Raw genomic sequence first — 24,149 nt, forward strand, 5'->3', positions numbered from 1 at the left:
CGGGAGACGCTGACACGTGTGGTGCTGTGCCGCATGATCGGCGCCTGTGCAGGTGAGGGGGCGCAGGGTCGTCGCCTGTGGAGGTGACGGGCGGGCAGGGCCGGCTCTAGCGGACGAGCCCCAGCTCGGGGTCCTCGCGCAGCTTGCCCAGCGCTCGTGACACCGCCGACTTCACCGTGCCCACGGACACCCCGAGGACCTCCGCCGTCTGCACCTCGCTCAGGTCCTCGTAGTAGCGCAGGACGACCATGGCCCGCTGGCGCGCCGGCAGCCGCATGATCGCGCGCCACATGGCGTCGTGCAGCGCCTGCTGCTCGGCCGGATCGTCGTCGTGGCCCGGCATCGGCTCCGGCTCGGGCAGCTCGTCGCAGGCGAACTCGTCGACCTTGCGCTTGCGCCACTGCGACGTCCGCGTGTTCAGCAACGCCCTGCGCACATAGCCGTCGAGGGCACGATGGTCCTCGATGCGCTCCCAGGCGACGTATGTCTTGGTGAGCGCGGTCTGCAGCAGGTCCTCCGCGTCGCTCGGGTTCGCGGTCAGCGACCGGGCGGTACGCAGCAGCACCGGCTGGCGGGCCCGCACGTACGACGTGAAGGAGGGGTACGTCGCGTTCGGAAAGGACCGCGTCGCGGCGTTGGAAGCGCTGGTGCAGACGGGTGTGGTCATGGCTCCACGCTATGAGCGTCCCCTGCTTCAGCGGATCGGCCGGAGGTGCCGAAGCAGCGTCCGCCTCAGGTTGTAGGGGTGGGGCTGACTCCACCTACTGAAGGTGGACGAGCGAGGGTCACATACTGCGGGATTACCCCTGGGGGCCACCCGTCGGCGACAGGGTCGGTTCAGCGGTCCGCGGCCAGGACCAGCCCCGACGTCGGCACGCCCGTGCCCGCGGTCACCAGTACTCGCTCCGCCCCCGGTATCTGGTTCACAGACGTCCCCCGCACCTGCCTCACCCCCTCCGCGATGCCGTTCATTCCGTGCAGATACGCCTCCCCGAGCTGCCCTCCGTGAGTGTTGAGCGGCAGCCGCTCCTCGGCCACGAAGTCCCCGGCCTCCCCCTTTCCGCAGAACCCGAACTCCTCCAGCTGCATCAGCACGAACGGTGTGAAGTGGTCGTACAGGATCCCCACGTCGATCTCCTGCGGCCCCAGCCCCGCCGTCCGCCACAGCTGCCGCGCCACCACGGCCATCTCCGGCAGGCCGGTGAGGTCGTCCCGGTAGAAGCTCGTCATCTGTTCCTGCCCCCGGCCCGCACCCTGCGCCGCCGCCGCTATGACGGCCGGTGGGTGGGGAAGACCACGGGCCCGCTCGACGGACGTGACGACGAGCGCCTGGCCGCCGTCCGTCTCCTGACAGCAGTCCAGCAGCCGCAGCGGCTCGACGATCCAGCGGGAGGCCGCGTGGTCGGCGAGGGTGATGGGTCTGCCGTGGAAGTACGCGGCCGGGTTGGTCGCCGCGTATCTGCGGTCCATGACCGCCACATGCCCGAACACCTCCGGCGTCAGCCCGTATGTGTGCAGATACCGCTGGGCCGCCATCGCCACCCAGGAGGCCGGCGTGAGCAACCCGAAGGGCAGCGACCAGCCGAGCGCCACGCCCTCCGCCGACGGCTCCCGGTGCTGCACACCCGAGCCGAAGCGCCGCCCCGACCGCTCGTTGAACGCCCGGTAGCAGACCACCACCTCGGCCACGCCGGTGGCGATGGCGAGCGCCGCCTGCTGGATCGTCGCGCAGGCCGCGCCGCCGCCGTAGTGGACGCGGGAGAAGAAGGACAGCTCACCCATCCCACAGGCCTGGGCCACGGTGATCTCCGGGCTGGTGTCCATCGTGAACGTCACCATCCCGTCCACGTCCCCGGGCGTCAGCCCCGCGTCGTCCAGCGCGGCCCGCACCGCCTCCACGGCCAGCCGAAGCTCGCTGCGCCCCGAGTCCTTGGAGAACTCGGTGGCCCCGACACCGACTATCGCCGCCCGGCCGGAGAGGGCGTCTCTGGTGCGCGCACTCATACGGCACCTCCCGAGGGAGCGGGGGCCGACAGCACGCTTACCGTCGCCGTGCCGGTCACGTGTCTGCCGATGCCGTTCACCCCGACGACCCGTACCGTCGCGGTGTCGTCGGTGACCTCCTCGACCGTGCCCGTCAACTCCATGGTGTCGCCCGGATAGTTGGGCGCCCCGAGTCGTATGGCCACCCTGCGCAGTACGGTCGTCGGTCCGAAGTGGTCGGTGAGGTAGCGGCCGACCAGGCCGTTCGTCGTCAGGATGTTCATGAAGACGTCCGGGGAGCCCTTCGCGCGTGCCAGCTCCGCGTCGTGGTGCACGTCCTGGTAATCGCGTGAGGCGATGGCGCCGGCGACGATCAGCGTGCGCGTGATCGGGATTTTCAGCGGCGGCAGCTCTTCCCCGGGCTCCATGCGTTTCTCGGTCTCGGGCTTCATGTGCCTCGCTGTCGCCGTCTCGGGCTTCATGTGCTTCCCTGTCGCCGTCCCGGGATTCACGTGCTTCCCTGTCGCCGTCCCGGGATTCACGTGCTTCCCTGCCGCCGTCCCGGGATTCACGTGCTTCCCTGCCGCCGTCCCGGGATTCATGTGCCTCGCCGTCGCCGTCCCGGGCCCCAAGTGCCTCGCCATCCCGGACTTCATGTGCCTGTCCGTCGCCTCCGCGCCGCCGGTCGTGGCTCGGGGCGCTGAACCGCCGGGGACTTCTTCATGCGGCTCCTGGGCTTCTCGTGGCTTCTGAGGCTGTCCTAGCTTTTGAGGCTGTCGTGGCTTTTGAGGCTGTCCTGACTTTTGGGCTTCCTGCGGTTCCTGAGTTGCTGGCGCTTCCTGAATCTCCGCCGCCTCCCCAACTCGCCAGACCGGCAGCACCAACTCCTCGTCGCACTCCTGGAACTCGAGCCGCACCGGCAGCCCGATGCGCACCTTGTCGTACGGCACGCCCACCACGTTGCCGATCATCCGCACGCCCTCGGCCAGTTCGATGAGACCGACCGCGTAAGGAGGGTCGAAGGCCGGGAACGGCGGATGGTGCATCACGACGTACGAATAGACCGTCCCCTCGCCGCTCGCCTCGACCGTGGCCCAGTCCAGGCCGCCGCAGGCGTTGCAGCCGGGCAGCCAGGGGTGACGCAGGGCGCCGCAGTCGATGCAGCGCTGAATCAGCAAGGTGCGCCTGCGGACGCCCTCCCAGAAGTCGGCGTTGTCCCGATTGACCACCGGGCGAGGGCGAGGCTGCTTGGTCTGTCGGCGGGCCGGGGCGTACTTGAGGATGCGGAAGCGGTGGGTGCCCGAGAGTTCGGTGTCGACGCGGACGTCCATGCGGGTCGTCACGAAGTAACCGGCCCCCAGCTTCGTCGTCTTGCGCTCCGACACCGCCTCGATCACCGCGTCGAAGGTGATCTCGTCCCCGGGTCGAAGGGCGCGTGGATACTCCTGCTCGCAGTCGGTGGCGACCACCGAGGTGTAGCCCGCCTCGTCGAGGAGCCCGAGCAGCTCGTCGTACGCACCCGTGCGTGCCGTATGGCCGGAGAGGCCGCCCATCGTCCACGCCTGGAGCATGGTGGGCGGAGCGATGGCGTCCGGGCCCGAGTACGCCGGACTGGTGTCGCCCATCGCCTCGCACCAGTGCCGGATCATGGGCGCGTTGACGGGGTCCTTGCCTCTGCTCGCCACGGCTGCCGGCCGTCCCTCGTAGACCTTCAGCCGCGCATACAGCTCGTCGCTCACGTCGCCCCCTCGTCCTCATCAGTCCCGCGGTCCCGGTGGACCCGGTGGTCCCCGTGGACCCGGTGGACCCGGTGGCCCCGGTGGTCCCGTGGACCCGGTGGACCCGGTGGACCCGGTGGACCCGGTGGGCCCGGTGGTCCCCGTGGACCCCGTGGACCCGTCTGCCCCGTCGTCCCACAGCGCATCGCACTGACACTTCTGGTACACCGCGACCGCCGATCCGGTTCCCACGACCTCGCGGGAAATTTCGGGAACTTCCCGAGGCCCTCCACGAGGGTCCGGGCGTGGTTCGAACCCTCACTCCCTCATCCGCGCCAGGAAGGTTTCTGACTGTCCGTCAGATAACACTCACTGTCAAGGCCACCGATGCACGCGCCCGCCGGGCTGTTTCAACACCCGTACGACAGCGGCGAAAGGGCCCGCGGAAACGGAAGCCGGGCGGCCGCACGGCGCCAGCAGCCCCCCTCCCCGCCCACACACCGACGCCAAAACGCCTGCGCGGCGGCACCGAAGTACCGCCGCGCAGACGCGTTACACCCCACAGAGCACACCCGACACAATCAGAGAGGGCCGGTGCCTGAGCACCGGGGCACCGACCCCCTCAGCTCACCACCAGAGCGGCGTGAAGTTGACGGCCGCGTTGTCGTTGCCCTGGTTGATGGCCGTGAACGCGGAGCCGTTGACCTGGGCGGTGTTGCTCTGGTTCGAGGCGCCGGAGCCGGTCGCCTGCTGCTGAGTGGTGGACGAGGTGCCGTAGTTGTCGCCGCCGACCCCGCTGCCCACGAGGCCCTGGGCGGCGTTCGTGACAGCCGCGCTGGATCCGTCGTCCGCGACGGCGCCGTTGTCCGCCGTCGCGACGCCGGAGAAGAGGGCGACCGCGAGCGGAAGGGCGGAGACGGCTGCGATGACGCGGGCGGTACGGATGCTTGCCATGTTGTTCCTCCAGAACAGGTGCGCCCAGGCTCCCCGCCGGACGCATGTGTGTTGCATGAAGTACTGCTCGATCCAAGGCAGTTGGCCGACCGCCTCGGAGTCCTGCACGACGTCGCGAGATCAGAGTTGCCCACCGAATCCCCGGCGAACCACCCCGGAAGCCGCCATTCGCCCTCAAGCATGATGAAAAGTCGATAAACCCCTTTCGCGACTTCTAGCACGCAAGTCAGGGCAGTACGGACACCGCCATCCCAAGCACCACAAGAGGCGAAACGTTCCTGCACATGTCCGGCCGATCCCAGCCGACCGGCGGATCGCCCGACGACCCACACCCAATCCCCCTTTCTTTTTTCGAACACTCGTACGAACATAGAGCTATGGCCACCACCGACCGGCAGGCCACGACGCTGGCCCTCGCACACGCCCTGTCAGCCGCCGAACGCGGACTGGCCGTCATCCCCCTGTCCCGGACGAAGCTCCCGGCCCTGCGCTCCCCGCACCGCGACGACCCCGACCCCGCCCCCTGCCACGGCGAGTGCGGCCGCTTCGGACACGGGGTCTACGACGCCTCCACGGACCCCGCCCGCATCCGCGAACTCTTCGCCGCCGCCCCCTGGGCGACGGGCTACGGCATCGCCTGCGGCCTGCCACCGCACCATCTGATCGGCATCGACCTCGACACCAAATCCGGTACGGACTCCTCGGCAGCCCTGCGCGAACTGGCGCTGCGCCACCTGTTCACGATTCCGCCCACCGTGGTCGTCCTGACCCCGAGCGGCGGCCGCCACCTCTGGCTGACCGGCCCGGCCGACGTCGTCGTACCCAACTCGGCGGGCCGCCTGGCGCCCGGCATCGACATCCGGGGTGCCGGCGGCTACCTGGTCGGCCCCGGCTCCCGTACCGACCACGGCGTCTACAGCACCGCGCCCGGTACGTCCCACATCGCTCCCGCGCCCTGTCCGCGCGCCCTGCTGCGCCTGCTGCTCCCGCCACCCCGCACGCAGCACCCCGCGCCCCCGTCGACCGGGGGTCACGGTCAGGGGCTGGTCCAGTTCGTGCTCGCCGCGCACGAGGGCCAGCGCAACACCCGGCTGTTCTGGGCGGCCTGCCGCGCGTACGAGGACGGCATCGGCCCCGCCCTGGTCGACCCTCTGGTCGAGGCGGCCCTCGACACCGGCCTGACCGAACGCGAGGCCCGCGCGACGATCGCCTCGGCGGCACGCATGACGGGACACCGGCCCTGACCGGCGCCGGCGTCCGACGGGCCCTTGACCGGCCCTGAAATTCACGGGAGATCCATGCACCACCGCCCTAGAGTGCCGACCATGTCACTGACCCACGTCGTCCTCACGTCCGGCCGCTCGCTCGACCTCTCGGAGCTGCGGTTCTCCTCGACGTACGGCGGAATGCTCGAGGGGTACCCGTGCAAGCCGGTCAACGACATGAAGATCAAGGGCCTCGTCCGCACGGCCGAGCAGGCCGCCCCTTCGATCCCGGTGCACCTTGTGCCGCCGCCGCGCGAGTATCCCGACCAGTACTCGGGGGCCTTCGGTCCGGTCGAGGTACTGCCGACGGTGGCCTGCGTCGGCGACTTCCATTCCACGCCCCTCGACCGCGACCTCGACCCGGTCCTCTACCGCTCCGCCCTCACGATCATCTGGTTCCAGCCCACCCCGTACGTGCCGTCCGGTTGTGACGCGGAGGAGGCGTTGCGGGAGGTGCCTTGGGAGGAGCTGGCGCGGGACTATGAGCTCTAGCCGGGGGGGAGAGGGAACGGATGGGGGAACGGAGGCCGTGGCGGCCCTGGATTCGGGTGGCCCGTGCTGCCAGTGGCTCAGTCTGAGCGGCTTGCTCCAGTGACGGCCGGGAACGGGAACTTCGGGGTGGTGGCCGTAGCGGGGAAATGGCTTGTCCCGACGGGGAGTCCATATGCCAGGGTCGGCCGATGAGCGTTTCCCGACGTGACCTGATCCGCTGGCAGTTCGATCTGACCTGGGCGTTGTTCGAGTACCACCTCGACCGGCTCCGCCCCGACGACTTTCTGTGGGAACCGGTGCCGCACTGCTGGACCGTGCACCGAGCCGCCGACGGCACCTGGGTTCCGGACTGGGCGGAGACCGAGCCCGACCCCGTCCCCGTACCGACCATCGCCTGGGTGAGCTGGCACATCGGCTGGTGGTGGAGCGTGGCCACGGACCACCTTGCGGGCCGCGAGCCCCGGGACCGGACCGACATCACCTGGCCCGGCGACGGTACGGCGACCATCGCCTGGCTGCGCGACCTGCGCACCGACTGGCTGGCGGCGCTGGACCGCCTCGACGACTCGGAGCTGGACGCCATGGCACCGTTCCCCTGGCCGGACGACCCTCAGTACACCGTCGCCCACATGATCGGCTGGGTGAACGCCGAGTTGATGAAGAACGCCGCGGAGATCGGGCAGTTGCGACTGCTGAGGGCGCAGTGGACTGGGAGCGGGGGCTGATCCGGCACTCCCGCGACAGGAATGTCGTTCAGCGAGATCCGCGCGAGATGTCCGATCCGACGCAGGGCGCCAAAATGGGCGCTATCTTCTGTTTGCTCCCGATCGGAGAATGCCATGAAGGACCTCAAGCTTGAGCAGAAGCGCTCACTCTCACGCCTTGAGGCGGCTGATCAGCTCGAGGCGCTCGCGGCCGCGCTGAGGCAAGGCGGGGAGGCCGAGCTGGAACTCGACCCCTGGAAGCTGAGCCTGCGGATCCCCGACGACCTGCGGGGCGAGATCGAGGTCGAGGTCAGCGACGGGGAGATCGAGCTGGAGATCGAGTTCAAGTGGCCGACCGGGCCCACCGCCCGGACAGCGTCATCGCCGGCGGAGACAGACGCGGAGAAGACCGGGGGCGCGCAGCGGAAGAGCGCGGCGGCGGGTTCCAGGCGAAGCGGTTCCGCCGGAGCCAGAACATCGAAGCGGGCCACGGCCAAGGGCTCCTGAACCCGCTCAACCGCCAGTCACCGCAGGAACGATCACTGCGGCACAGCCGACAGCAGCCCTCCAATGGCGAGAGCGCCGTCACTCACGTCCCCGACCTTGCTGCGCGGAACGATCACCTTGAGCCAACCAACGCGGTAGCCACCATGATCCCCAGCGGGATCGTCTGTCAGACCTCCCTGGGATGCTCCGAGCATGGAGATGACAGTGCAGCTGACGATCGACTGCTCCGATCCGCAGAGAATGGTGACTTTCTGGGCCGAGGCCCTGGGCTACGTGCCTGAGCCTCCGCCGAGCGGGCACGCGACGTGGCGTGCTTACTGGGCGGCGGTGGGGGTGCCCGAGGAAGAGTTGCCTGCCGGTGCCGGGGATATACCGGAGTCGATCATCGATCCTGCGGGACGTGGACCGAGGGTGTGGTTCCAGCAGGTTCCGGAGCCGAAGGTCGCCAAGAACCGGTGGCACTTCGACCTGAAGGTCGGCGGGGGCCGTGACGTCCCACTGGACCTCCGCACGCAGCGGGTCAAGGCGACGGTGGAACGGCTCCTCGAAGCTGGTGCCACCGTGCTGCGGATCAAGGACGAGCCGGACATGGGGCTCTACGCCACCGCCATGCAGGACCCCGAGGGCAACGAATTCGACGTCGTCTGAGGGCCGCCCTCGGGTGCCGCACAGCGCGACGCCCCTGACCATGCTTCTGGCCAGGGGCATCAGTGCGGTGGGTGTGGGATTTGAACCCACGGTGACATCGCTGCCACGACGGTTTTCAAGACCGTTCCCTTAGGCCGCTCGGGCAACCCACCTCGGCCCCGCGCCACCAGGGGCGGGGCGGGTACAGCGTACCGGCCCCGAACGTCGTGCGGGGTTGGTGGTCCGCACGGGGCCGGTTGAACACCTGCGGCCGGTTGCGCCCTGGGTCAGGTGCCGTCGGTCACGCGGACGCCGTTGACGGCCGTGTCGAAGACCGGGCGGTACTCGTGCCAGTCGGCGTCCGGGGCGGAGAGGTAGATGACGTACTGGGTGCCGTCGGTGCTCGCGAAGGCCAGTTCCGCGGCGCGGTACTGCCGTGCCCTGCCGTCGAAGGTGAACTCCCAGTACGCGGCGGGCTGTCCCCGGAAGGTCGTCTCGGCCATCCTCACCCGCTCATAGCCGGGATTGTCGCGGGCGGTCTGTTCCTCTTCCGTCTCGCGCCAGTGCTGCAGCGGATCGGTGCCGGCGAACTCGATGACGTTGACCCTGAGGCCCACCAGCTCCGAGGGGTCCAGGTAGACGACTTCGCCGCCGGAGAGCGTCTTGCGGGTCCAGCCGTCCCGCACGGGCACGGCGATACGGGTGTCCGGCTTCTCGAGGTGGTATCCGGTCGGCACCGGCGGCACCGAGGCGCTGCTGGAGCCAGGAGTGGTGGTGCCGGGAGTCGTATCCGTATCGGTGCTCGCAGTGGTGCTCGCCGTCGGGCCGGACGCCTCCGAACCGGACGCCTGCTTGCTCGGACCGTCGGCCCTGCCGCCCAGCCACCATGCCGCGCCGCCCGCGAGACAGGCGGTGAGCGTCACGGCCAGGGCCGACAGCACCACCGTACGGCGGCGGCCGGCGCCGCTCCTTCGCGTGGGAGGCGTGAGGTCGTCGGTACGGTCCGGCCGCGTGGGCGGATCGAGGGGCGCGGTCCGCGTGCCCGTCACGTCCCCCAGGCGGCGCTCCACCTCGTGCACGTCCATGCGCTGCTTCGCGTCCTTGACGAGCAGACCCTCGATCACCGGGGCCAGCTCCCCCGCGTTGCGCGGGGGCTCGTACGGGTCCGTCGCGATGGCGTACGCCGTCTCGATCGCGGTGTCACGGCGGAACGGGTCCCGTCCCTCGACGGCCTGGTACAGCGTCGCCCCCAGAGCCCAGAGGTCGCTGGCGGGGCCGGTCTCGGGGTGCGCGCCCCTGAGCCGTTCGGGGGCCAGGTAGCCGATCGAGCCGATCAACTCGCCCGGCTTGGTCAGCGAGGACGTACCCGACTCCATGGCGATTCCGAAGTCGGTGAGGACGATTCGCCCGTCTGCGCCGAGCAGTACGTTGGCGGGTTTGACGTCCCGGTGGAGCACCCCGGCGCCGTGTGCGGCGCGCAGGGCGGCGGCCATGGCGCGGCCGATGCGGGCGGCTTCCTCGGGTGGCAGCGCACCCCGTCGCTTCAGTACGTCGCTCAGCGTGACCGAGGGCACGTACTCCATGACGATGCACGGCAGGCCCTCGTCGTCGACCACGTCGTGCACGACGATCACGTTGGGGTGGGTGATCCGGGCGGCGCTGCGGGCCTCGCGGCGGGTGCGCTCGTAGAGCGTGCGTACCTCGTCGTCCTGCAGGTGCGGTGGGATGCGCAGTTTCTTCACGGCGACGTGGCGGCCGAGCATCTTGTCCTCGGCACGCCAGACGGTGCCCATGCCGCCGCTGCCCACCCGCTCGACGAGCAAGTACCGGCCGGCGACGAGCCGCCCAAGATCGGACACCGCGAGATCGTCCCCTTGTCTGCTTCCCATTCGCGGCTCTGCTTCCCGTCAGCGAAGAGTCGAGGTCGAGAAGGCACGATAGCCCATTCGATTGCATGGACATGGTGGCCGCTCGACCGGCGACTTCCGGCGCGAGTCGCACGGTCCGCACCCCGCGAAATGGCGAACAGCCGCCCGTTCGTCCACCGTGGCGTCGCCTCGGCGATCGACGATGCGAAAGGGGGCCACCGGGTGGGTGGACGCCGTTCGTCGCGGCCTGGTTCCCGTCCCTTTCGAAAACTCCTCATGACGGGAACCGCCCTCTCACAAAGCACGCGCGCGTAGTCGGCTCCAGTCGGGAACCGGATCTACGCGCGCGTGGCCGTCGACCGTCAGCTGTCGCCCGTGCGGGACCCCAGCGTGAGTTCGACCGTGCGGGACTTGCCGTCCCGTTCGTAGGTGATCGTGACCTTGTCGCCGGGCTGGTGGGTCCAGATCTCGCCGATCAGGGTGGGCCCGGAGTCGATCACCGTGTCGTCGAGCTTGGTGATGACATCGCCGGGCTGGAGGCCGGCCTTGTCGGCGGGACCGCCCGCCTCGACCGCGTCCGCGCCGCCGGCGCCCTGTTCGGTGATCTTGGCGCCGTCGCTGGTGTCCTCCAGGGAGACGGAGGCGCCGATCTTGGCGTAGACCGGCTTGCCGGTCTTGATCAGCTGCTGGGCGACGTACTTGGCCTGGTTGATCGGGATGGCGAAGCCGAGCCCGATGGAGCCGGACTGGCTGGTGCCGCCCAGGCCGTTGGCGGCGGACTGGATCGCGGAGTTGATACCGATGACGTTGCCCTGCGCGTCCAGCAGCGGGCCGCCGGAGTTGCCGGGGTTGATCGAGGCGTCCGTCTGCAGGGCGCTCATGTACGACGCGTTGCTTCCGGTGCCGTCGCTGGAGGCCACCGGGCGGTTCTTGGCGCTGATGATGCCCGTCGTGACCGTGTTGGACAGGCCGAAGGGGGCGCCGATCGCGATCGTCGAGTCGCCGACCGCCACCTTGTCGGAGTCGCCCAGCGTCAGCGGCTTCAGGCCCGACGGGGCGTTGTTGAGCTTGATGACCGCCACGTCGTAGCCCTGCGCGTTGCCGACGACCTCGGCGTCGTACTTCTTGCCGTTCGGGAAGGTCGCCGTCAGCTTGCCGCCTTCGACCGCGTCGGCCACCACGTGGTTGTTGGTGAGGATGTGGCCCTCGGTGTCGAAGACGAAGCCGGTGCCGGTGCCGCCCTCGCCCGCGCTGCTCTCGGCCTGGATGGTGACCGTACTGGGCAGCGCCTTGGCCGCCACGCCCGCGACGGTGCCGGGGTCGCGCTTGACGGAGCCGCCGCTGTCGGAGGCGGAGACGGTCGTCGAGGAGGTGCTGTCGTCGTTCCGGGCCAGGGTGTAGCCGAGGCCACCGCCCAGGCCGCCCGCGACCAGCGCGGCGATGAGGACCGCGGCGAGCAGACCGCCGCGGCCGGACTTCGGGGCCGGCGGCTGGTACGTGGCGCCCCAGCCGGAGCCCACACCTGCGCCCGCACCACCGGCACCCGCACCACCTGCGCCGGCACCACCGGCCGCGGCGCCGCTGTCCGAGTAGAGCGGCGTGGCGGGCGGCGGCGGAGGCGGCCAGGAGGCGTCGGGGGCCGAGCCCTGGGTGACGGGCGGCTGGGCGCCGTTCGAGGCGGGCGGCTGTGCCCCGTTGGCGGCGGCCGGGGCGGCGTACGGCTGTGTGCCGTTGGTGTTCGCCGGGGTGCCACCGGGCACCGGCGGGAGCGGAGCGGTCGGGGCGGCGTCGCCCTCGCGGGCCGGGCGCTCCTGGGACGCCGGAGCAGCGGGAGCATCCACCGGCACGGGGGGTGCGGACGGGGCCGGGGGTACCGCGGCGCCCTCGTTCTCGGTGCTCACAGCTTCTCTCCTCGATCCACGGCTGTTGTCTTCGGTCGCACTCGGTCACGCCCGTTCACGCTGGCCAGTGCCTGTCGGCGGTCGGTGCGCTTCAGCTGTGCATGCCTTTATGTATGCCGTCAGCTTTTCCCACGGGCCGTCAGAGCACCATAAGCGGTCGCTGTGGGTCCACGGCCAGTCTTTATATTGCTCATGTAGGACTAAAAAGGCGCAATCGCTGCACCCTCGCCGTTCCTCCGGTCCCACGTCTACCCCGGTGCGGTGGCACCATGACGCGGTGACCCAAGCACGGCAGCACCAGATCCAAGTCGTCGCCCACCGCGGAGCCTCGGAAGACGCTCCCGAGCACACCCTGGCCGCGTACAAGAAGGCGATCGAGGACGGTGCGGACGCTCTTGAATGCGACGTACGCCTCACCGCGGACGGCCATCTCGTCTGCGTCCATGACCGACGCGTCAACCGTACGTCCAACGGCCGCGGCGCGGTCTCGGCCCTGGAGCTGGCCGAGCTGGCCGCCCTGGACTTCGGCTCCCGGAAGAACCGGGACTCCTGGAAGAACCGGTCCGAGGAGCCCGACTGGGAGTTCCGGCCGGAGGATCCCGAGGACACCTCCGTGCTCACCCTGGAGCGGCTGCTGGAACTCGTCGCCGACGCCGGGCGGCGGGTGGAGCTGGCGATCGAGACCAAGCACCCGACGCGATGGGCGGGACAGGTCGAGGAGCGGCTGCTGGTCCTGCTGAAGCGGTTCGGGCTGGACGCGCCCGCCTCGGCCGAGGAGTCCCCGGTGCGCGTCATGAGCTTCTCGGCGCGCTCGCTGCATCGCGTGCGTGCCGCCTCGCCGACGCTGCCGACGGTCTATCTGATGCAGTTCGTCTCGCCCAGGCTGCGGGACGGCCGCCTACCCGCGGGCGTCCGTATCGCCGGCCCCTCGATCCGCATCGTGCGCAATCACCCGGCGTATGTGGAGCGCCTGAAGCGAGCCGGGCACCAGGTGCACGTCTGGACGGTGAACGAGCCCGAGGACGTCGACCTCTGTGTCGAACTGGGCGTCGACGCCATCATCACCAACCGCCCGCGCGCGGTGCTGCACCAGCTCGGCCGCTGACACGCGCGCGTACCAAAACGACACGCGCGCACGGAAAGCAAACCGCACACTCGGAAACCTCTAAAACCTCATCAATCCCTGCACAACCTCTTGACCCCCGAGTCCCACCAGCCCCATCCTCCACTCTCGGCCACACCGACGAATTCCAGCCATCTCGACTACAGGGAGTGCTCCGGCGCGTTCGGTCCGTATTCGATCGTTGTGAATGCGTCGCCGGACCTTGATTGGCCGGTTTCCGGTACAGGCCAATGGGGCATCCACACCGTGGCGTGGGGCAAAGGAGGTCTCGGGGGTGGCGTTGGTGGTGGCACAGGAGGTGCCCACGTCGTCGAGCATGGCCGTACCCCATGGCCCTGCGGGCGTGGGGGAAGCGAGACACCGTATGCGCTCGCAGTTGCGCAGGGGCGGGGTAGCGGAATCGGTCATCGACGATGCCGTACTGATTCTTTCCGAACTCCTGAGCAACGCGTGCAAACACGGCCGGCCGCTGGGCGATGCACTGTCCGGGGACGGCGACGTCCGGGCCGCATGGCGCGTGGACGCGAGCGGCAGACTCACGGTCGAGGTGACGGACGGCGGCGGGCCCACCCGCCCTGCTCCGGCCACGCCCTCGGTCACCGCGCACGGCGGCCGCGGGCTGAACATCATCACCGCCCTGGCCGACGACTGGGGGGTACGGGACGACGCCCGCGGCGAGGTCACGGTCTGGGTCGTGGTCCACGACGACGTTCATGATCCCGATGCCGGGCACCGCCGCGACGACTTCGCTACGCGCGTCACGGCACCGTCCGTGGGCGCGATATCCGGCCTCGACTTCACGGACGCCTTCGACGATCTGGACTGACCCGCCGAAGACGGCGTACGGCACGACCCGTGGGTTGTCCACAGGCTCCCGTCGGCCATGGTGTGAACGGCTAGGCTCGCGCCCGTACGAGACGAGCCGTAACCGGGAGACAACTCACGATGGCCAAGAAGCGACCCCAGACCCAGGCCAAGCGCCCGCAGCTCAGCGACGCGGAGATCCCGGTCGTCGGCGCACGCGAGCCCTGCCCCTGCGGCAGCGGCCGCCGCTACAAGGCCTGCCACGGCCGGGCCGCCGCGCAGGCGGTGACCGAGCTGGTGCACCGCCCGTTCGAGGGCCTGCCGGGCGAGTGCGACTGGGTGGCCCTGCGCGAACTGGTACCCGCGGCCACCGTCGAACTGCCCCTCAAGGGCGGCCTCCCCGAGGGTGTCCCCTCCGTCACCCTGGCCACCGTCCTGCCCATGGCCTGGCCGGCGCTGCGCCGCGACGACGGCTCGGTGCTGCTCGGCCTGCAGAACGACACGGCGTCGGGCGACATCAGCCGCGACCTCGCCGACACCCTCCAGCAGGCCCTCGCCGCCAAGCCCGGCACCCCGGTCCAGGGCCGCCGCGCCCCGGCCGACGGTCCGCGACTGCAGGATCTGCTCGACCCCGAAGGCGCGTTCGAGCCAGTTGTGCACCAGGGCTTCGAGTTCTGGGTCCCGGACGCGGAGAACGCCACTCCGGAAGTGGCCGCCTCCCTGGAGCGGGCCAACGCCGCGGCCATCCCGACCGTGAAGCTGACCGGCGTGGACGCCGCCTACTGGTGCCGGACGCCGGAGAAGAACCACCTGCGCTGGGTCATGCCGCACTCCGAGGAGCAGCTTCTGGACGCTCTCGCGCGGCTGCACGCCGCGGGCAGGTCGAGCCTCGGTGAGGGCACCCGGCTCGTCGGTTCCTTCCGCGCTCACGGCCTCACCGTGCCGGTCTGGGACCTGCCGAGCGAGATGAGCGCGGAGGATGTGGAGAAGCCGGCGGCCGAGTTCGCCGAGCGCCTCGCCGCGGCCCTGGCGGCGGACACTCCGCTCACCGCGGACGAGCGTCGCGCGCGGGGCGGCCTGACCAACCGGCAGGTCACGCTCAGCTGACGCACAGGACGGAGACCGGCTTCGGCTGAACGGCCGTTCAGCCGAACCGGCCCTCATGGGAGGGGTGAATCCGATCACAACTCCCATGCGGAGCAAGGGAATCCGTGACTTGAAAGCCCGGATCGAATTTGCGAACCGCCGATCTCTTGTTACCGTTCCAGTAGCCCGGTTGCTGGTGCATCCCCCGTCGCCAGCAACCGGGTCTTTCCATGCGCGCGGTCGTGTACGGAACGACGTCGCGTGTCAACGCCCCATGGATGCCGTGGAATCGTCCGGCACCGAGTTGCTCGCGGCGCGCAGCAGCAGCGGCCCGTTCGCGGCCCCCGAGGCGAACTCCGCGACCGCCGTGTAGGCGTCCAGGCCCCCGCGGGTCCGCTGCCGGGGCGTCTCGCATGTCGCCGGTTCGTCCTCGGCGCCCCCGGCGCAGCGCATCTGCACGGTGCGCCCACCGGGTCCCATGAGGCTCAGTACGGAGTCCAGCGCGCCGCCGGTGGCGTTGCGGAAATACGTGCGCGCCCAGGTCTCCTCGCCCTGCGTGAGGACACAGGTCTGCGCCTCGATGCCCTCCGGGGAGATGAGCTCGGGGCCGCAGCGGGTGGCGGTGGCCAGCCCCAGGCCGAGCAGCAGGGGGGAGTCCTCGGCCTCGGCGGAGGGTCCTTTGGGATCGGCGGCCGGCGAAGGAGGTGCCGACGGCCGCTCGGCCTTGCGTGACGTATGGCCGAGGGCACGGTCCTCCTCGCCGACGGGCCCTGCGGACGCGACGGCCAGCGGCAGCGCGACCGCGCCCACCACGACGCCGGCGAGGGCGGACAGACGGACTTTTCCTGAGCCTGGACGGCGTGTCTCAGCGTGACGGGGCATACACGGAATGTAACGACCGCGCGCACGTGCGCCGTTCCACGCGCGCCGGAGTGGCCTACAACTCGGGCGCGCTCACACCCGTACGAGTGAGGGCCTCGATCACCGCGTCGACGACGGCCTCCACATCGGGCACCCACGGAGAGGCCGAGCCGGGCAGCGGGGCGCGCTGCCAGCTGATGGGGCCCTGGCCCGTCTCGGAGGGGGGCAGGGCGAGATAGCCGCCCTCGCCATGGAAGCGCAGGGAACCCGGGACGAAGTCCTTGGCGTAGAGCAGTTCGCCCAGCTGTTCCATGGAGTACGGCTTCACCAGGATCGCCCAGCGGGTGGGCGAGGCGACGACCGGGCCGAGGCGCATGCCCATGCGGTCGAGTGCGGTGAGGGCGTGCGCGGCCGGCAGGGCGGGGAGGCTGACCGCGCAGGGCGCCTTGCCGCCGGTGGCGAGGATGATCGGGGCCGCGGGCCGGTTGGCCCACCACCAGCGCACCATGCGCTCGTCGGTGGTGGCCGCGAGGAGGCCCGGATCGAAGGGGTGGGCACCGGGCACCGTGCACTCGGGGTCAGGGCAACCGCAGCGGTCCCGCCCCTGCGGATCCGCCGCCACGCCCGGGAGTACCGGCCACTGCCATTCCGTCGCGAAGGTGAGGGCCGCGCTGATCAACTCAGGCCTCCCGTCACCGCGCAGGGGCCTGCGTCGCCTTCCGAGGATCTCGCGCATGAGCGCTCGTTCCTTTCCGTTGCACCGCTGGCAACACCGTGGTCCACATCACACCATGTGTCGATCACTTCACTGTGCGTACCTAATGGCGCATCACACCCCTGCCTTGAGCAAGGGGAACCCCTATGGGCCGAGCGTTGACTGCTTCCGCGGCAGCCTCGTCCATACTGCGTGCATCAAAAGCATGGGCGTGGCGTGGGGTGGCGAAGTCTGGCGTTTTGCCGTCGCGCGTATTTCTCTTCGCCTCCGCCACGGGAGGATGGGGCACGATCGTCGGTGGCTAAGACGCCCGGGTCCGTCACCAGGTTCCGGGTGGTTGTCAACCACCCCTGGCCTTCTCCGAGTACGTACCCATCACGACCGCTGTGACGCTCCGTGGAGCGAAACCAGTCGACCGCAATACCCCGTTCACTGCGGCAGTTTTAAGCCAACTTTGCCTTTGTGCAAGAGATCTCCGACGAGTGCTCTGGCTACTCACGGACACCAGGAATCCAGGCAGGACAATGCTGGACATCCCCTCACGAGTGCGTGTACATGTGGAGACACTGCTAGCGGCGCAGAATGACATGGGGGTTTGCGATGCTTTTGAGCAATACGCACCGGTCGGAAAGCCGGACGCCATGAACGCTCCCCACCCTCCGAAAGTGGCCGGAATCGATTCGACGGTTCCCTCGCCCGCACACACTGTCGCGCCCGCGCAGGCGGCCTCGGGTGCCTCAGCGGTCCCACCACCGAACCCACCGGGGGTGCTGCTCCAGGACCGACTGGCCGGCTGGGTCTCGGACCTCACGACACTCCACGAACTCACCGAACGCCTGGCCCGCACGAGCGTGCTCGCCGAGGCCCTCGAGGAACTGCTGCGCGCCGGATCCGCCCTCGTGGGCGCCCGGCGCGGTCTCGTCGTACTGGAACCGGCGGACGGGCAGGGCCCCGACACGACCATCGGGCTCGGCCTGGCCCGCGCGGACCTCGGGCACATCGAGACGGTCCCGCGCAGCGTGATGTCGTACGGCAGGATCCTCGACGGCCTCCCGGGCGGGGACGGCGAGATCGCCGAGCCCGACCTGTTCGCCGAGGACGGTCTCGACCCACGGCACCGTGAGGTGGCCGCACGCCTCGGCTACGCCGCCAGCTACGCACTCCCCCTGTCCACCGAGGCGGCCGGACGCCTCGGCGCCGCCGTATGGCTGTACGACGAGCCCGCCGAACCGGCCGAGCGCCGGCGCCACCTCGTCGGCCTGTACACCCGCTACGCCACCGAGCACCTGGCCCGGCTCCTCGAGGTCGAGCGCACGCGCGCGTGCATGCGGACCATGGCCGAGGAACTGCTCCCGTCCCGGCTGCCCCGCATGGCGGGCGTCAAGCTCGCCGCCCGGCACCGCACCGGCCCGCGCGGGGGCGGCGACTGGTACGACGCGCTGCCCCTCCCGGACGCCGCGCTCGGCCTGGCGGTCGGCTCGGTGACCGGGTCCGGGCCCAGCGCGGTCGCCGCGATGGGACGGCTCAGGGCCAGCCTGCGCGCGTACGCCGTCATGGAGGGCGAGGACCCGGTCGCGGTGCTCTCCGACCTGGAACTGCTGCTCAGACTCACCGAGCCCGCCCGCTCCGCCACCGCGCTGTTCGCCTACTGCGAGCCGGCCCTGCGCAAGATCACGCTCGCCGGAGCCGGACACACCCCGCCGCTGCTGATCGGCGAGCGGCGGACGGAGTTCGTGGAGACGTCCGTGTCCGCGCCGCTGGGCATGCTGGCCTGCTGGGAGGCGCCGAGCGTAGAGCTGACGGCGCAAGCCGGAGAGACGGTTCTGCTGTACACCGACGGACTGCTGCACCGCACCGGCGACCCCACGGACCGGGCGTTCGCCCGGCTGCACGCGGCGGCGGCCGGGGTGCCCAGGGCCATCCGGCACGACCCGGACGCCGTCGTCGACCACGTCCTGCGGACGGTGCTGCCGGACGGGCGGGACCGGGCGGACAGCGAGGAGGACGTGGTGCTGCTGGCGGCTCGCTTCGCGTAGCGGACTGGTACGCGTCGAGGAGCGGATCGGCGGCGCGCGTCGCGTAGCGACCCGGCACGCGCGCGTAGTCGTGCGGCAGCCAATCGTAGTCGCCCGATATGCGTGCGTAGTCGTCCCGCACGCGTGCGTAATCGTCCGCGGAAAGCACTCATAACAGGCGAGTGACCTCGGCCATAACAGCGGCGCCCCGGCGCGGGTAACAGGCCTTTCGGCCCTGGGCCCCCTTACGTACGACCGTACGATGGTGGGGGTCCAGCGCCGTATCGAGGAGGATGACCGTGGCCGACGAGCTCACCCCGGCTGTGTCTGATCCTGCTGCTGACGCAGCGGGCTCGGAGCCTGAGTCCGAAGAGCCGATCAAGCAGCGCAAGAACGGCCTGTACCCGGGCGTGTCCGACGAGCTCGCCGAGAACATGAAGTCCGGCTGGGCCGACACGGAGCTGCGTGACCTGCAGCCGATCCCCCAGGCCGCCGAGACCGCCGCGCGGCGCGCCGCGCTGTCGGCGCGGTTCCCGGGCGAGCGCCTGGTGATCCCCGCGGGCAACCTGAAGACGCGGTCGAACGACACCGAGTACCCCTTCCGGGCGTCGGTCGAGTACGCGTACCTCACCGGCAACCAGACCGAGGACGGTGTGCTCGTCCTGGAGCCCGTCGCCGGCGGTCACAAGGCGACGATCTACCTCCTGCCGCGCTCCGACCGTGAGAACGGCGAGTTCTGGCTGTCCGGGCAGGGCGAGCTGTGGGTCGGCCGCCGGCACTCGCTCACCGAGGCGGAGAAGCTGTACGGCATCCCCGCGTCCGACGTGCGCGAGCTGGCGGACAAGCTCCGCGAGGCGACGGGGCCCGTGCGCGTCGTACGCGGCTACGACGCCGGCATCGAGGCCGCGCTGACCGACAAGGTCACCGCCGAGCGGGACGAGGAGCTGCGCGTCTTCCTGTCCGAGGCCCGGCTGGTCAAGGACGAGTTCGAGATCGGCGAGCTGCAGAAGGCCGTCGACTCGACCGTGCGCGGCTTCGAGGACGTGGTGAAGGTCCTCGACAAGGCCGAGGCGACGAGCGAGCGCTACATCGAGGGCACCTTCTTCCTCCGCGCGCGCGTGGAGGGCAACGACGTCGGCTACGGCTCCATCTGCGCGGCCGGCCCGCACGCCTGCACGCTGCACTGGGTGCGCAACGACGGGCCCGTGCGCTCCGGTGATCTGCTGCTGCTGGACGCGGGCGTCGAGACGCACACGTACTACACCGCCGACGTCACGCGCACGCTGCCAATCAACGGCCGGTTCAGCGAGATCCAGAAGAAGATCTACGACGCCGTGTACGACGCCCAGGAGGCCGGTATCGCGGCCGTGAAGCCGGGCGGGAAGTACCGGGACTTCCATGACGCGGCCCAGCGTGTGCTGGCCGAGCGGCTCGTCGAGTGGGGGCTCGTGGAAGGGCCGGTGGAGCGGGTGCTGGAGCTCGGGCTGCAGCGCCGGTGGACGCTGCACGGGACCGGACACATGCTCGGCATGGACGTGCACGACTGCGCTGCCGCGCGCGTGGAGTCGTACGTCGACGGCACGCTGGAGGCGGGCATGGTGCTGACCGTCGAGCCGGGGCTGTACTTCCAGGCCGACGACCTGACCGTGCCGGAGGAGTACCGGGGGATCGGGGTCCGGATCGAGGACGACATCCTGGTGACGGCCGAGGGCAACCGGAACCTGAGCGCCGGGCTGCCTCGGCGGTCGGATGAGGTGGAGAGCTGGATGGCCTCTCTGAAGGGCTGACGTGCGTGTGACGGCCGGATACCGGAGGGGTGTCGGGCCGTCGTCGCGGTCTGCGGGTCGTGGGGGCTTGTCGCGCAGTTCCCCGCGCCCCTATGGGGGTGGTTTGTGTGGACCTGCATCTGGAAGTCATCGCGGCTGACGGGCGTCGTGCGGGGCTTGAGCGTGCCCTGCGCGATGCCGTTCGGGACGGGCGGCTCGCACCTGGCGCTCGGCTGCCCGCCACCCGGCGGCTCGCGGATGAGCTCGGGATATCCCGAAACACCGTGAAGGCGGCGTACGACCAGCTGGTCGCCGAGGGCTACCTCACCGCCCGGCAGGGGGCCGGTACGCAGGTCGCCTCGCTGCCTTCCGTCGACGCCCAGTTGCCGGAAGCCGCCGCACACGCGCGCGTGCCGCGATTCGATCTGCGACCCGGTAGTCCGGACGTCGGGGCCTTTCCGGCGGCGGCCTGGCTGCGAGCGCTGCGCAGGGCCATCGCCACGGCGCCCTCACTGGCGTACGACTACGGCGATCCGCGTGGGCGGATCGAGCTGCGGACGGCGCTCTCGGGGTACCTGGGGCGGGCGCGCGGAGTGATCGCGCCGCCGGAGCGGATCGTGATCACCTCCGGGTATGTGCAGGGGCTGGCGCTGCTCACGCGCGTGGTGGAGGGGGGCGTCATCGCGATGGAGGACCCCGGGCTGCCGTTCCATCGTGAGGTGGTGCGGCGCAACGGCGGCCGGGTCGTCCCCGTGCGGGTCGACGAACGGGGCATGTGCGCCGAGGAGTTGGGGGACGGTGACGCAGCCGTCGTCACGCCCGCGCATCAGTACCCGACGGGCGTGACCCTGCACCCGGAACGGAGACGCGCGCTCACCGACTGGGCACGCGCGCGTGGCGGGCTGATCGTCGAGGACGACTACGACGGGGAGTTCCGTTACGACCGCCAGCCCGTGGGCGCGCTGCAGGGGATGGCGCCGGGGCAGGTGGCGTACCTGGGCACGGCCTCGAAGACGCTCGGACCCGCACTGCGGCTCGGCTGGATGGTGCTGCCGCCGCACCTGGTCGACGCCGTCGCCGACGCCAAGCTGCACAGCGACCATCACACCGAGTCCATCGGCCAGTTGGCGCTCGCCGAACTGATCGACAGCCATGCGTACGACCGGCATGTGCGGGCCTCCCGGCTGCGGTACCGGCGGCGCCGGGATCAGCTGCTGCACCGGCTGGGGGCGCGGCGCGCCGTGCGCGGGATCGCGGCCGGGCTGCACGCGCTGGTGGAGGTCGACGACGAGGCGCGGGTGCTGGCGCGGGCGGAGGCGGAAGGGCTCGCGGTGGGATGTCTGGGGGAGCACTGGCATGTCGCGGGCAGCGGCGAGGGGCGGCCCCAGGGGCTGGTCGTCGGGTACGGGACGCCTCGGGAGCGGGTGTATCCGCAGGCGTTGGAGGTGCTGGTGAGGGTGTTGGAGGGCTGCTGAGAGGAGCAGGTTGGAGGGCGGCAGAGAGAGGCGGGGCGGGCAGCCCCGAACGGGTCGTTCGATCAGTGAATTGGGCCACTGAAACCGCCGCTGATTGGTCCTGTTGAGCGGCCCAGTGCGTTTCTAGTGTCGTAGGCATGACGTCCTCGCTCGTCCCGCCGCCCGGTCCGCAACGCCTCCTCGCCCTCGCCCAGTTGAGCAACTCGGTCGGGGACGGCGCCTACTACACGACGTCGGCCCTCTACTTCAGCCAGATCGTCGGACTCGCCCCCGCGCGCGTGGGGCTCGGGCTGACCGTCGGCTGGGCGGTCGGCTCGCTGGTCGGGGTTCCGCTGGGGCGGCTCGCGGACCGGTGCGGGCCGCGCGGCACGGCGGTGCTGCTGGCCCTCGCGACGGGGCTCGCGGTGGCATCGTTCACGGTCGTGCGCGGCTTCGTGCCGTTCGTACTGGCCGCGTGCGCGTACGCCGCCGCTCAGTCCGGGCTCGCGGCGGCCCGGCAGGCGCTGCTGGCGGGGCTCGTGCCCGCCGGGGAGCGGACCGGGCTGCTGGCGCATCTGCAGTCGACGCTCAACGCCGGGCTCGCGGTGGGTGCGGGGCTGGGCGGGCTGGCGCTGCACGCCGGAACTCGGGGGGCGTATCTCGGGGTGTTCGCGTTGGACGCGGTGAGCTTTCTGGTCTGTGCGGGGCTGTTGCTGCGGTTGCCGGGCGTGCGGGGGGTGCCGGTGCCGGTACGGCAACGGGGGCTTGAGCGGAAACGTCACGGCATGGCTGTGCTGCGGGATCGGCCGTACGTTCTCGTGGCGCTCCTCAACACGGTTCTGCTGCTCCGGTTGCCGCTGCTGAGTCTGGTGCTGCCGCTGTGGATCACCCGCCGGACCGAGGCGCCCGCCTGGCTCGTCTCCGCGCTGTTCGTGCTCAACACCGGTGCGGTGATGCTGTTCCAGGTCAGGGCGGCGCGCGGCGTCACGGGCCTGGGCACCGCCACGCGCGCGGTGCGTCGCGCGGGCTGGGTGATGCTCGCCGCATGTGTGGTGTTCGCGCTGTCGGCGGGGGCTTCGTTGTGGGTGGCCGTGGGTGTCCTGGTGGTGGGTGCGGTGCTTCAGGTGGTCGCCGAGATGGGGCAGTCGGCGGGGTCCTGGCAGCTGTCCTTCGAGCTGGCTCCGCAGGGACGCGTCGGCGAGTACCAGGGGCTCTTCGGGACCGGCGTCACCGTCGCCCGCACACTCGGACCGCTCCTGCTGACGACCCTGCTGGTGGAGTGGGGGACGCCCGGCTGGCTGCTGCTGGGCGGGGCGACGCTGGCCGCGTCGTACGGCATGGGACCGGCGGCGCGCTGGGCCGCCGGTCGCCGGGCGGAGGAGACGGTCGGGCAGCCCGCGCTTCTGCCGTGACGGGCGGCCGCCCTCGCGCCGTGACGGGCGGGCCGCCCTCGTGCCGTGCCGTTCAGGCCGCCCGCGTTGCAGCGGTGACCGGAAGCGAGTCCAGGAACAGCGCCCCCGCGAGCAGCCCCGCACTCCCCCGCGGGCTCCACGCGCGCGCGTGCAGGCCGGCGTCGAGGTCGGCCAGGGCCTTCGCGCCCGCCTCGGTGGACGTGCCGCCCGCTTCCAGGACTGCCCGCGCGCCCGCCTGGACGTGCCGGAGGCCGACGGGGCCCGCGGTGTAGAGCAGTTCGGTGTCCTGGAGGGTGGACATCACCGTGAGCAGGGCGTCCAGGCGGGCCTGCTCCTCCGTGGCGCCGGTCGTGCGGGCCTTGGTGAGCGCCTCCAACGCCCGCCTCACGTGCGGGAATCCGGCCCGTGCCGCACCGCGCGCCCCGGCGGCGCCGTACCTCGCGGACACCGAAGAGCCCCGGGAGGGCCTGCGTGCGGCGCGTTTGTCGGTGTGCGCGGCGATGCGCTTGGCGGTCGCGGCGACGTCCCGCGCCCCGGCGCGGGGGTCGAGCGCGGCGGCCGCGACCAGCAGGCCGAGCGCCCACAGCGCACCCCGGTGGCCGCCGCCCGCGAGGTGCACCGAGTGCTCGGCACACCTGCCGATCGCGCCCAGTTCGCTACGGAGCCCGGGCGTCGGCTCGCCCGTGCGCCGGGCCGCGGCGGGCATCGCCGCGAGGCCCGGCGCGAGCGCCTTGGCCGACCAGCGCAGCATGCGGTGGTCCCGGCGGGTGACACGGGCGCCGAGGTCGCGCGGATCGGGCAGGCCCGGCTTGGGAGCCAGGGCCAGCTGACCGGTCAACGCGGTCACGGCGGCCTGCGCCAGCGCCTCGTCCTCGCGGCTGCTCATGGCCGTAC

The 24,149-nt window shown here is 71.0% G+C and carries 20 protein-coding genes, 1 tRNA gene and 1 pseudogene; 12 read left to right on the top strand and 10 right to left on the bottom strand.

The window, feature by feature from the left end; translation table 11 throughout:
• Positions 1 to 106: 106 nt before the first annotated feature.
• The 4 genes and pseudogenes from ACIBAG_RS10640 to ACIBAG_RS10655 all read right to left on the bottom strand — a co-directional run bounded on the left by ACIBAG_RS10640 (position 107) and on the right by ACIBAG_RS10655 (position 4,655).
• Complete coding sequence (locus ACIBAG_RS10640) at positions 107 to 667, bottom strand: SigE family RNA polymerase sigma factor (protein WP_399103343.1); 561 nt, start codon at positions 665 to 667, stop codon at positions 107 to 109.
• Between the two features lie 170 nt (positions 668 to 837).
• Entirely contained in the window at positions 838 to 2,004 is a 1,167-nt protein-coding gene (locus tag ACIBAG_RS10645) for a lipid-transfer protein (protein WP_399103346.1), read from the bottom strand.
• Positions 2,005 to 2,828: 824 nt separating this feature from the next.
• Positions 2,829 to 3,722 (bottom strand): annotated as a pseudogene (locus ACIBAG_RS10650) (bifunctional MaoC family dehydratase N-terminal/OB-fold nucleic acid binding domain-containing protein); the annotation flags it as partial.
• A gap of 606 nt (positions 3,723 to 4,328) precedes the next feature.
• Positions 4,329 to 4,655: a hypothetical protein gene (locus ACIBAG_RS10655; RefSeq protein ID WP_399103349.1), complete on the bottom strand. Its 327-nt coding sequence runs from the start codon at positions 4,653 to 4,655 to the stop codon at positions 4,329 to 4,331.
• 377 nt (positions 4,656 to 5,032) lie between these two features.
• On the opposite strand from ACIBAG_RS10655, the gene ACIBAG_RS10660 reads away from it, so the two are divergent.
• From ACIBAG_RS10660 to ACIBAG_RS10680, 5 genes are all read left to right on the top strand, one after another.
• Entirely contained in the window at positions 5,033 to 5,899 is an 867-nt protein-coding gene (locus ACIBAG_RS10660) for a bifunctional DNA primase/polymerase (protein WP_399103350.1), read from the top strand.
• Between the two features lie 81 nt (positions 5,900 to 5,980).
• A complete protein-coding gene (locus ACIBAG_RS10665; RefSeq protein WP_399103353.1) occupies positions 5,981 to 6,412 on the top strand; it encodes a hypothetical protein in 432 nt (143 codons plus the stop codon).
• A gap of 188 nt (positions 6,413 to 6,600) precedes the next feature.
• On the top strand, positions 6,601 to 7,137 hold the full coding sequence (locus ACIBAG_RS10670; protein WP_399103355.1) for a DinB family protein: 537 nt from the start codon (positions 6,601 to 6,603) through the stop codon (positions 7,135 to 7,137).
• Positions 7,138 to 7,251: 114 nt separating this feature from the next.
• Positions 7,252 to 7,623 (top strand): amphi-Trp domain-containing protein, encoded by a 372-nt coding sequence (locus tag ACIBAG_RS10675; protein WP_399103358.1) that lies wholly within the window; start codon positions 7,252 to 7,254, stop codon positions 7,621 to 7,623.
• A 192-nt stretch (positions 7,624 to 7,815) separates the two neighbouring features.
• Positions 7,816 to 8,271: a VOC family protein gene (locus tag ACIBAG_RS10680; protein ID WP_399103361.1), complete on the top strand. Its 456-nt coding sequence runs from the start codon at positions 7,816 to 7,818 to the stop codon at positions 8,269 to 8,271.
• A gap of 65 nt (positions 8,272 to 8,336) precedes the next feature.
• On the opposite strand, the gene ACIBAG_RS10685 is transcribed toward ACIBAG_RS10680, so the two are convergent.
• The 3 genes from ACIBAG_RS10685 to ACIBAG_RS10695 all read right to left on the bottom strand — a co-directional run bounded on the left by ACIBAG_RS10685 (position 8,337) and on the right by ACIBAG_RS10695 (position 12,019).
• A tRNA-Ser gene (locus ACIBAG_RS10685) sits at positions 8,337 to 8,423 on the bottom strand.
• A 114-nt stretch (positions 8,424 to 8,537) separates the two neighbouring features.
• Complete coding sequence (locus ACIBAG_RS10690; RefSeq protein WP_399103363.1) at positions 8,538 to 10,109, bottom strand: serine/threonine-protein kinase; 1,572 nt, start codon at positions 10,107 to 10,109, stop codon at positions 8,538 to 8,540.
• Positions 10,110 to 10,480: 371 nt separating this feature from the next.
• A complete protein-coding gene (locus tag ACIBAG_RS10695; RefSeq protein WP_399103365.1) occupies positions 10,481 to 12,019 on the bottom strand; it encodes a S1C family serine protease in 1,539 nt (512 codons plus the stop codon).
• 277 nt (positions 12,020 to 12,296) lie between these two features.
• On the opposite strand from ACIBAG_RS10695, the gene ACIBAG_RS10700 reads away from it, so the two are divergent.
• From ACIBAG_RS10700 to ACIBAG_RS10710, 3 genes are all read left to right on the top strand, one after another.
• Positions 12,297 to 13,124: a glycerophosphodiester phosphodiesterase gene (locus ACIBAG_RS10700; RefSeq protein ID WP_399103367.1), complete on the top strand. Its 828-nt coding sequence runs from the start codon at positions 12,297 to 12,299 to the stop codon at positions 13,122 to 13,124.
• A gap of 205 nt (positions 13,125 to 13,329) precedes the next feature.
• Positions 13,330 to 13,968: an ATP-binding protein gene (locus tag ACIBAG_RS10705; protein ID WP_399103369.1), complete on the top strand. Its 639-nt coding sequence runs from the start codon at positions 13,330 to 13,332 to the stop codon at positions 13,966 to 13,968.
• A 119-nt stretch (positions 13,969 to 14,087) separates the two neighbouring features.
• The gene (locus tag ACIBAG_RS10710) at positions 14,088 to 15,053 is read left to right on the top strand and encodes a DUF5926 family protein (RefSeq protein ID WP_399103372.1); all 966 of its coding nucleotides are present in this window, start codon (positions 14,088 to 14,090) and stop codon (positions 15,051 to 15,053) included.
• A gap of 243 nt (positions 15,054 to 15,296) precedes the next feature.
• Here the strand turns inward: ACIBAG_RS10710 and ACIBAG_RS10715 are convergent, their stop codons facing one another.
• Together ACIBAG_RS10715 and ACIBAG_RS10720 are read right to left on the bottom strand one after the other, a co-directional pair.
• On the bottom strand, positions 15,297 to 15,914 hold the full coding sequence (locus ACIBAG_RS10715) for a hypothetical protein (RefSeq protein ID WP_399103375.1): 618 nt from the start codon (positions 15,912 to 15,914) through the stop codon (positions 15,297 to 15,299).
• Between the two features lie 55 nt (positions 15,915 to 15,969).
• Positions 15,970 to 16,629 carry a bifunctional DNA primase/polymerase gene (locus tag ACIBAG_RS10720; RefSeq protein WP_399103377.1) on the bottom strand — a complete coding sequence of 220 codons (660 nt, stop codon included), beginning with the start codon at positions 16,627 to 16,629 and terminating at the stop codon, positions 15,970 to 15,972.
• A 503-nt stretch (positions 16,630 to 17,132) separates the two neighbouring features.
• Between ACIBAG_RS10720 and ACIBAG_RS10725 the strand changes: the two genes are divergently transcribed.
• The 4 genes from ACIBAG_RS10725 to ACIBAG_RS10740 all read left to right on the top strand — a co-directional run bounded on the left by ACIBAG_RS10725 (position 17,133) and on the right by ACIBAG_RS10740 (position 23,255).
• Positions 17,133 to 18,644 carry a PP2C family protein-serine/threonine phosphatase gene (locus tag ACIBAG_RS10725; RefSeq protein WP_399103379.1) on the top strand — a complete coding sequence of 504 codons (1,512 nt, stop codon included), beginning with the start codon at positions 17,133 to 17,135 and terminating at the stop codon, positions 18,642 to 18,644.
• A gap of 272 nt (positions 18,645 to 18,916) precedes the next feature.
• Complete coding sequence (locus tag ACIBAG_RS10730; RefSeq protein WP_399103382.1) at positions 18,917 to 20,410, top strand: aminopeptidase P family protein; 1,494 nt, start codon at positions 18,917 to 18,919, stop codon at positions 20,408 to 20,410.
• A gap of 92 nt (positions 20,411 to 20,502) precedes the next feature.
• Complete coding sequence (locus tag ACIBAG_RS10735; protein ID WP_399103384.1) at positions 20,503 to 21,864, top strand: PLP-dependent aminotransferase family protein; 1,362 nt, start codon at positions 20,503 to 20,505, stop codon at positions 21,862 to 21,864.
• A gap of 137 nt (positions 21,865 to 22,001) precedes the next feature.
• Complete coding sequence (locus ACIBAG_RS10740) at positions 22,002 to 23,255, top strand: MFS transporter (protein ID WP_399103387.1); 1,254 nt, start codon at positions 22,002 to 22,004, stop codon at positions 23,253 to 23,255.
• Positions 23,256 to 23,307: 52 nt separating this feature from the next.
• Here the strand turns inward: ACIBAG_RS10740 and ACIBAG_RS10745 are convergent, their stop codons facing one another.
• Positions 23,308 to 24,141 carry a triphosphoribosyl-dephospho-CoA synthase gene (locus ACIBAG_RS10745; RefSeq protein WP_399103389.1) on the bottom strand — a complete coding sequence of 278 codons (834 nt, stop codon included), beginning with the start codon at positions 24,139 to 24,141 and terminating at the stop codon, positions 23,308 to 23,310.
• Between the last annotated feature and the right edge of the window lie 8 nt (positions 24,142 to 24,149).

The sequence above is a fragment of the Streptomyces sp. NPDC051243 genome (genome assembly GCF_044455405.1).
GTDB lineage: Bacteria > Actinomycetota > Actinomycetes > Streptomycetales > Streptomycetaceae > Streptomyces.

Bases quoted from the DNA above. Each gene is read 5' to 3' on its own strand.
- ACIBAG_RS10640 (WP_399103343.1), bottom strand. From the start codon at position 667: ATGACCACACCCGTCTGCACCAGCGCTTCCAACGCCGCGACGCGGTCC.
- ACIBAG_RS10645 (WP_399103346.1), bottom strand. From the start codon at position 2,004: ATGAGTGCGCGCACCAGAGACGCCCTCTCCGGCCGGGCGGCGATAGTC.
- ACIBAG_RS10655 (WP_399103349.1), bottom strand. From the start codon at position 4,655: ATGGCAAGCATCCGTACCGCCCGCGTCATCGCAGCCGTCTCCGCCCTT.
- ACIBAG_RS10660 (WP_399103350.1), top strand. From the start codon at position 5,033: ATGGCCACCACCGACCGGCAGGCCACGACGCTGGCCCTCGCACACGCC.
- ACIBAG_RS10665 (WP_399103353.1), top strand. From the start codon at position 5,981: ATGTCACTGACCCACGTCGTCCTCACGTCCGGCCGCTCGCTCGACCTC.
- ACIBAG_RS10670 (WP_399103355.1), top strand. From the start codon at position 6,601: ATGAGCGTTTCCCGACGTGACCTGATCCGCTGGCAGTTCGATCTGACC.
- ACIBAG_RS10675 (WP_399103358.1), top strand. From the start codon at position 7,252: ATGAAGGACCTCAAGCTTGAGCAGAAGCGCTCACTCTCACGCCTTGAG.
- ACIBAG_RS10680 (WP_399103361.1), top strand. From the start codon at position 7,816: ATGGAGATGACAGTGCAGCTGACGATCGACTGCTCCGATCCGCAGAGA.
- ACIBAG_RS10705 (WP_399103369.1), top strand. From the start codon at position 13,330: ATGCGTCGCCGGACCTTGATTGGCCGGTTTCCGGTACAGGCCAATGGG.
- ACIBAG_RS10710 (WP_399103372.1), top strand. From the start codon at position 14,088: ATGGCCAAGAAGCGACCCCAGACCCAGGCCAAGCGCCCGCAGCTCAGC.
- ACIBAG_RS10715 (WP_399103375.1), bottom strand. From the start codon at position 15,914: ATGCCCCGTCACGCTGAGACACGCCGTCCAGGCTCAGGAAAAGTCCGT.
- ACIBAG_RS10720 (WP_399103377.1), bottom strand. From the start codon at position 16,629: ATGCGCGAGATCCTCGGAAGGCGACGCAGGCCCCTGCGCGGTGACGGG.
- ACIBAG_RS10725 (WP_399103379.1), top strand. From the start codon at position 17,133: ATGCTGGACATCCCCTCACGAGTGCGTGTACATGTGGAGACACTGCTA.
- ACIBAG_RS10730 (WP_399103382.1), top strand. From the start codon at position 18,917: ATGACCGTGGCCGACGAGCTCACCCCGGCTGTGTCTGATCCTGCTGCT.
- ACIBAG_RS10735 (WP_399103384.1), top strand. From the start codon at position 20,503: ATGGGGGTGGTTTGTGTGGACCTGCATCTGGAAGTCATCGCGGCTGAC.
- ACIBAG_RS10740 (WP_399103387.1), top strand. From the start codon at position 22,002: ATGACGTCCTCGCTCGTCCCGCCGCCCGGTCCGCAACGCCTCCTCGCC.
- ACIBAG_RS10745 (WP_399103389.1), bottom strand. From the start codon at position 24,141: ATGAGCAGCCGCGAGGACGAGGCGCTGGCGCAGGCCGCCGTGACCGCG.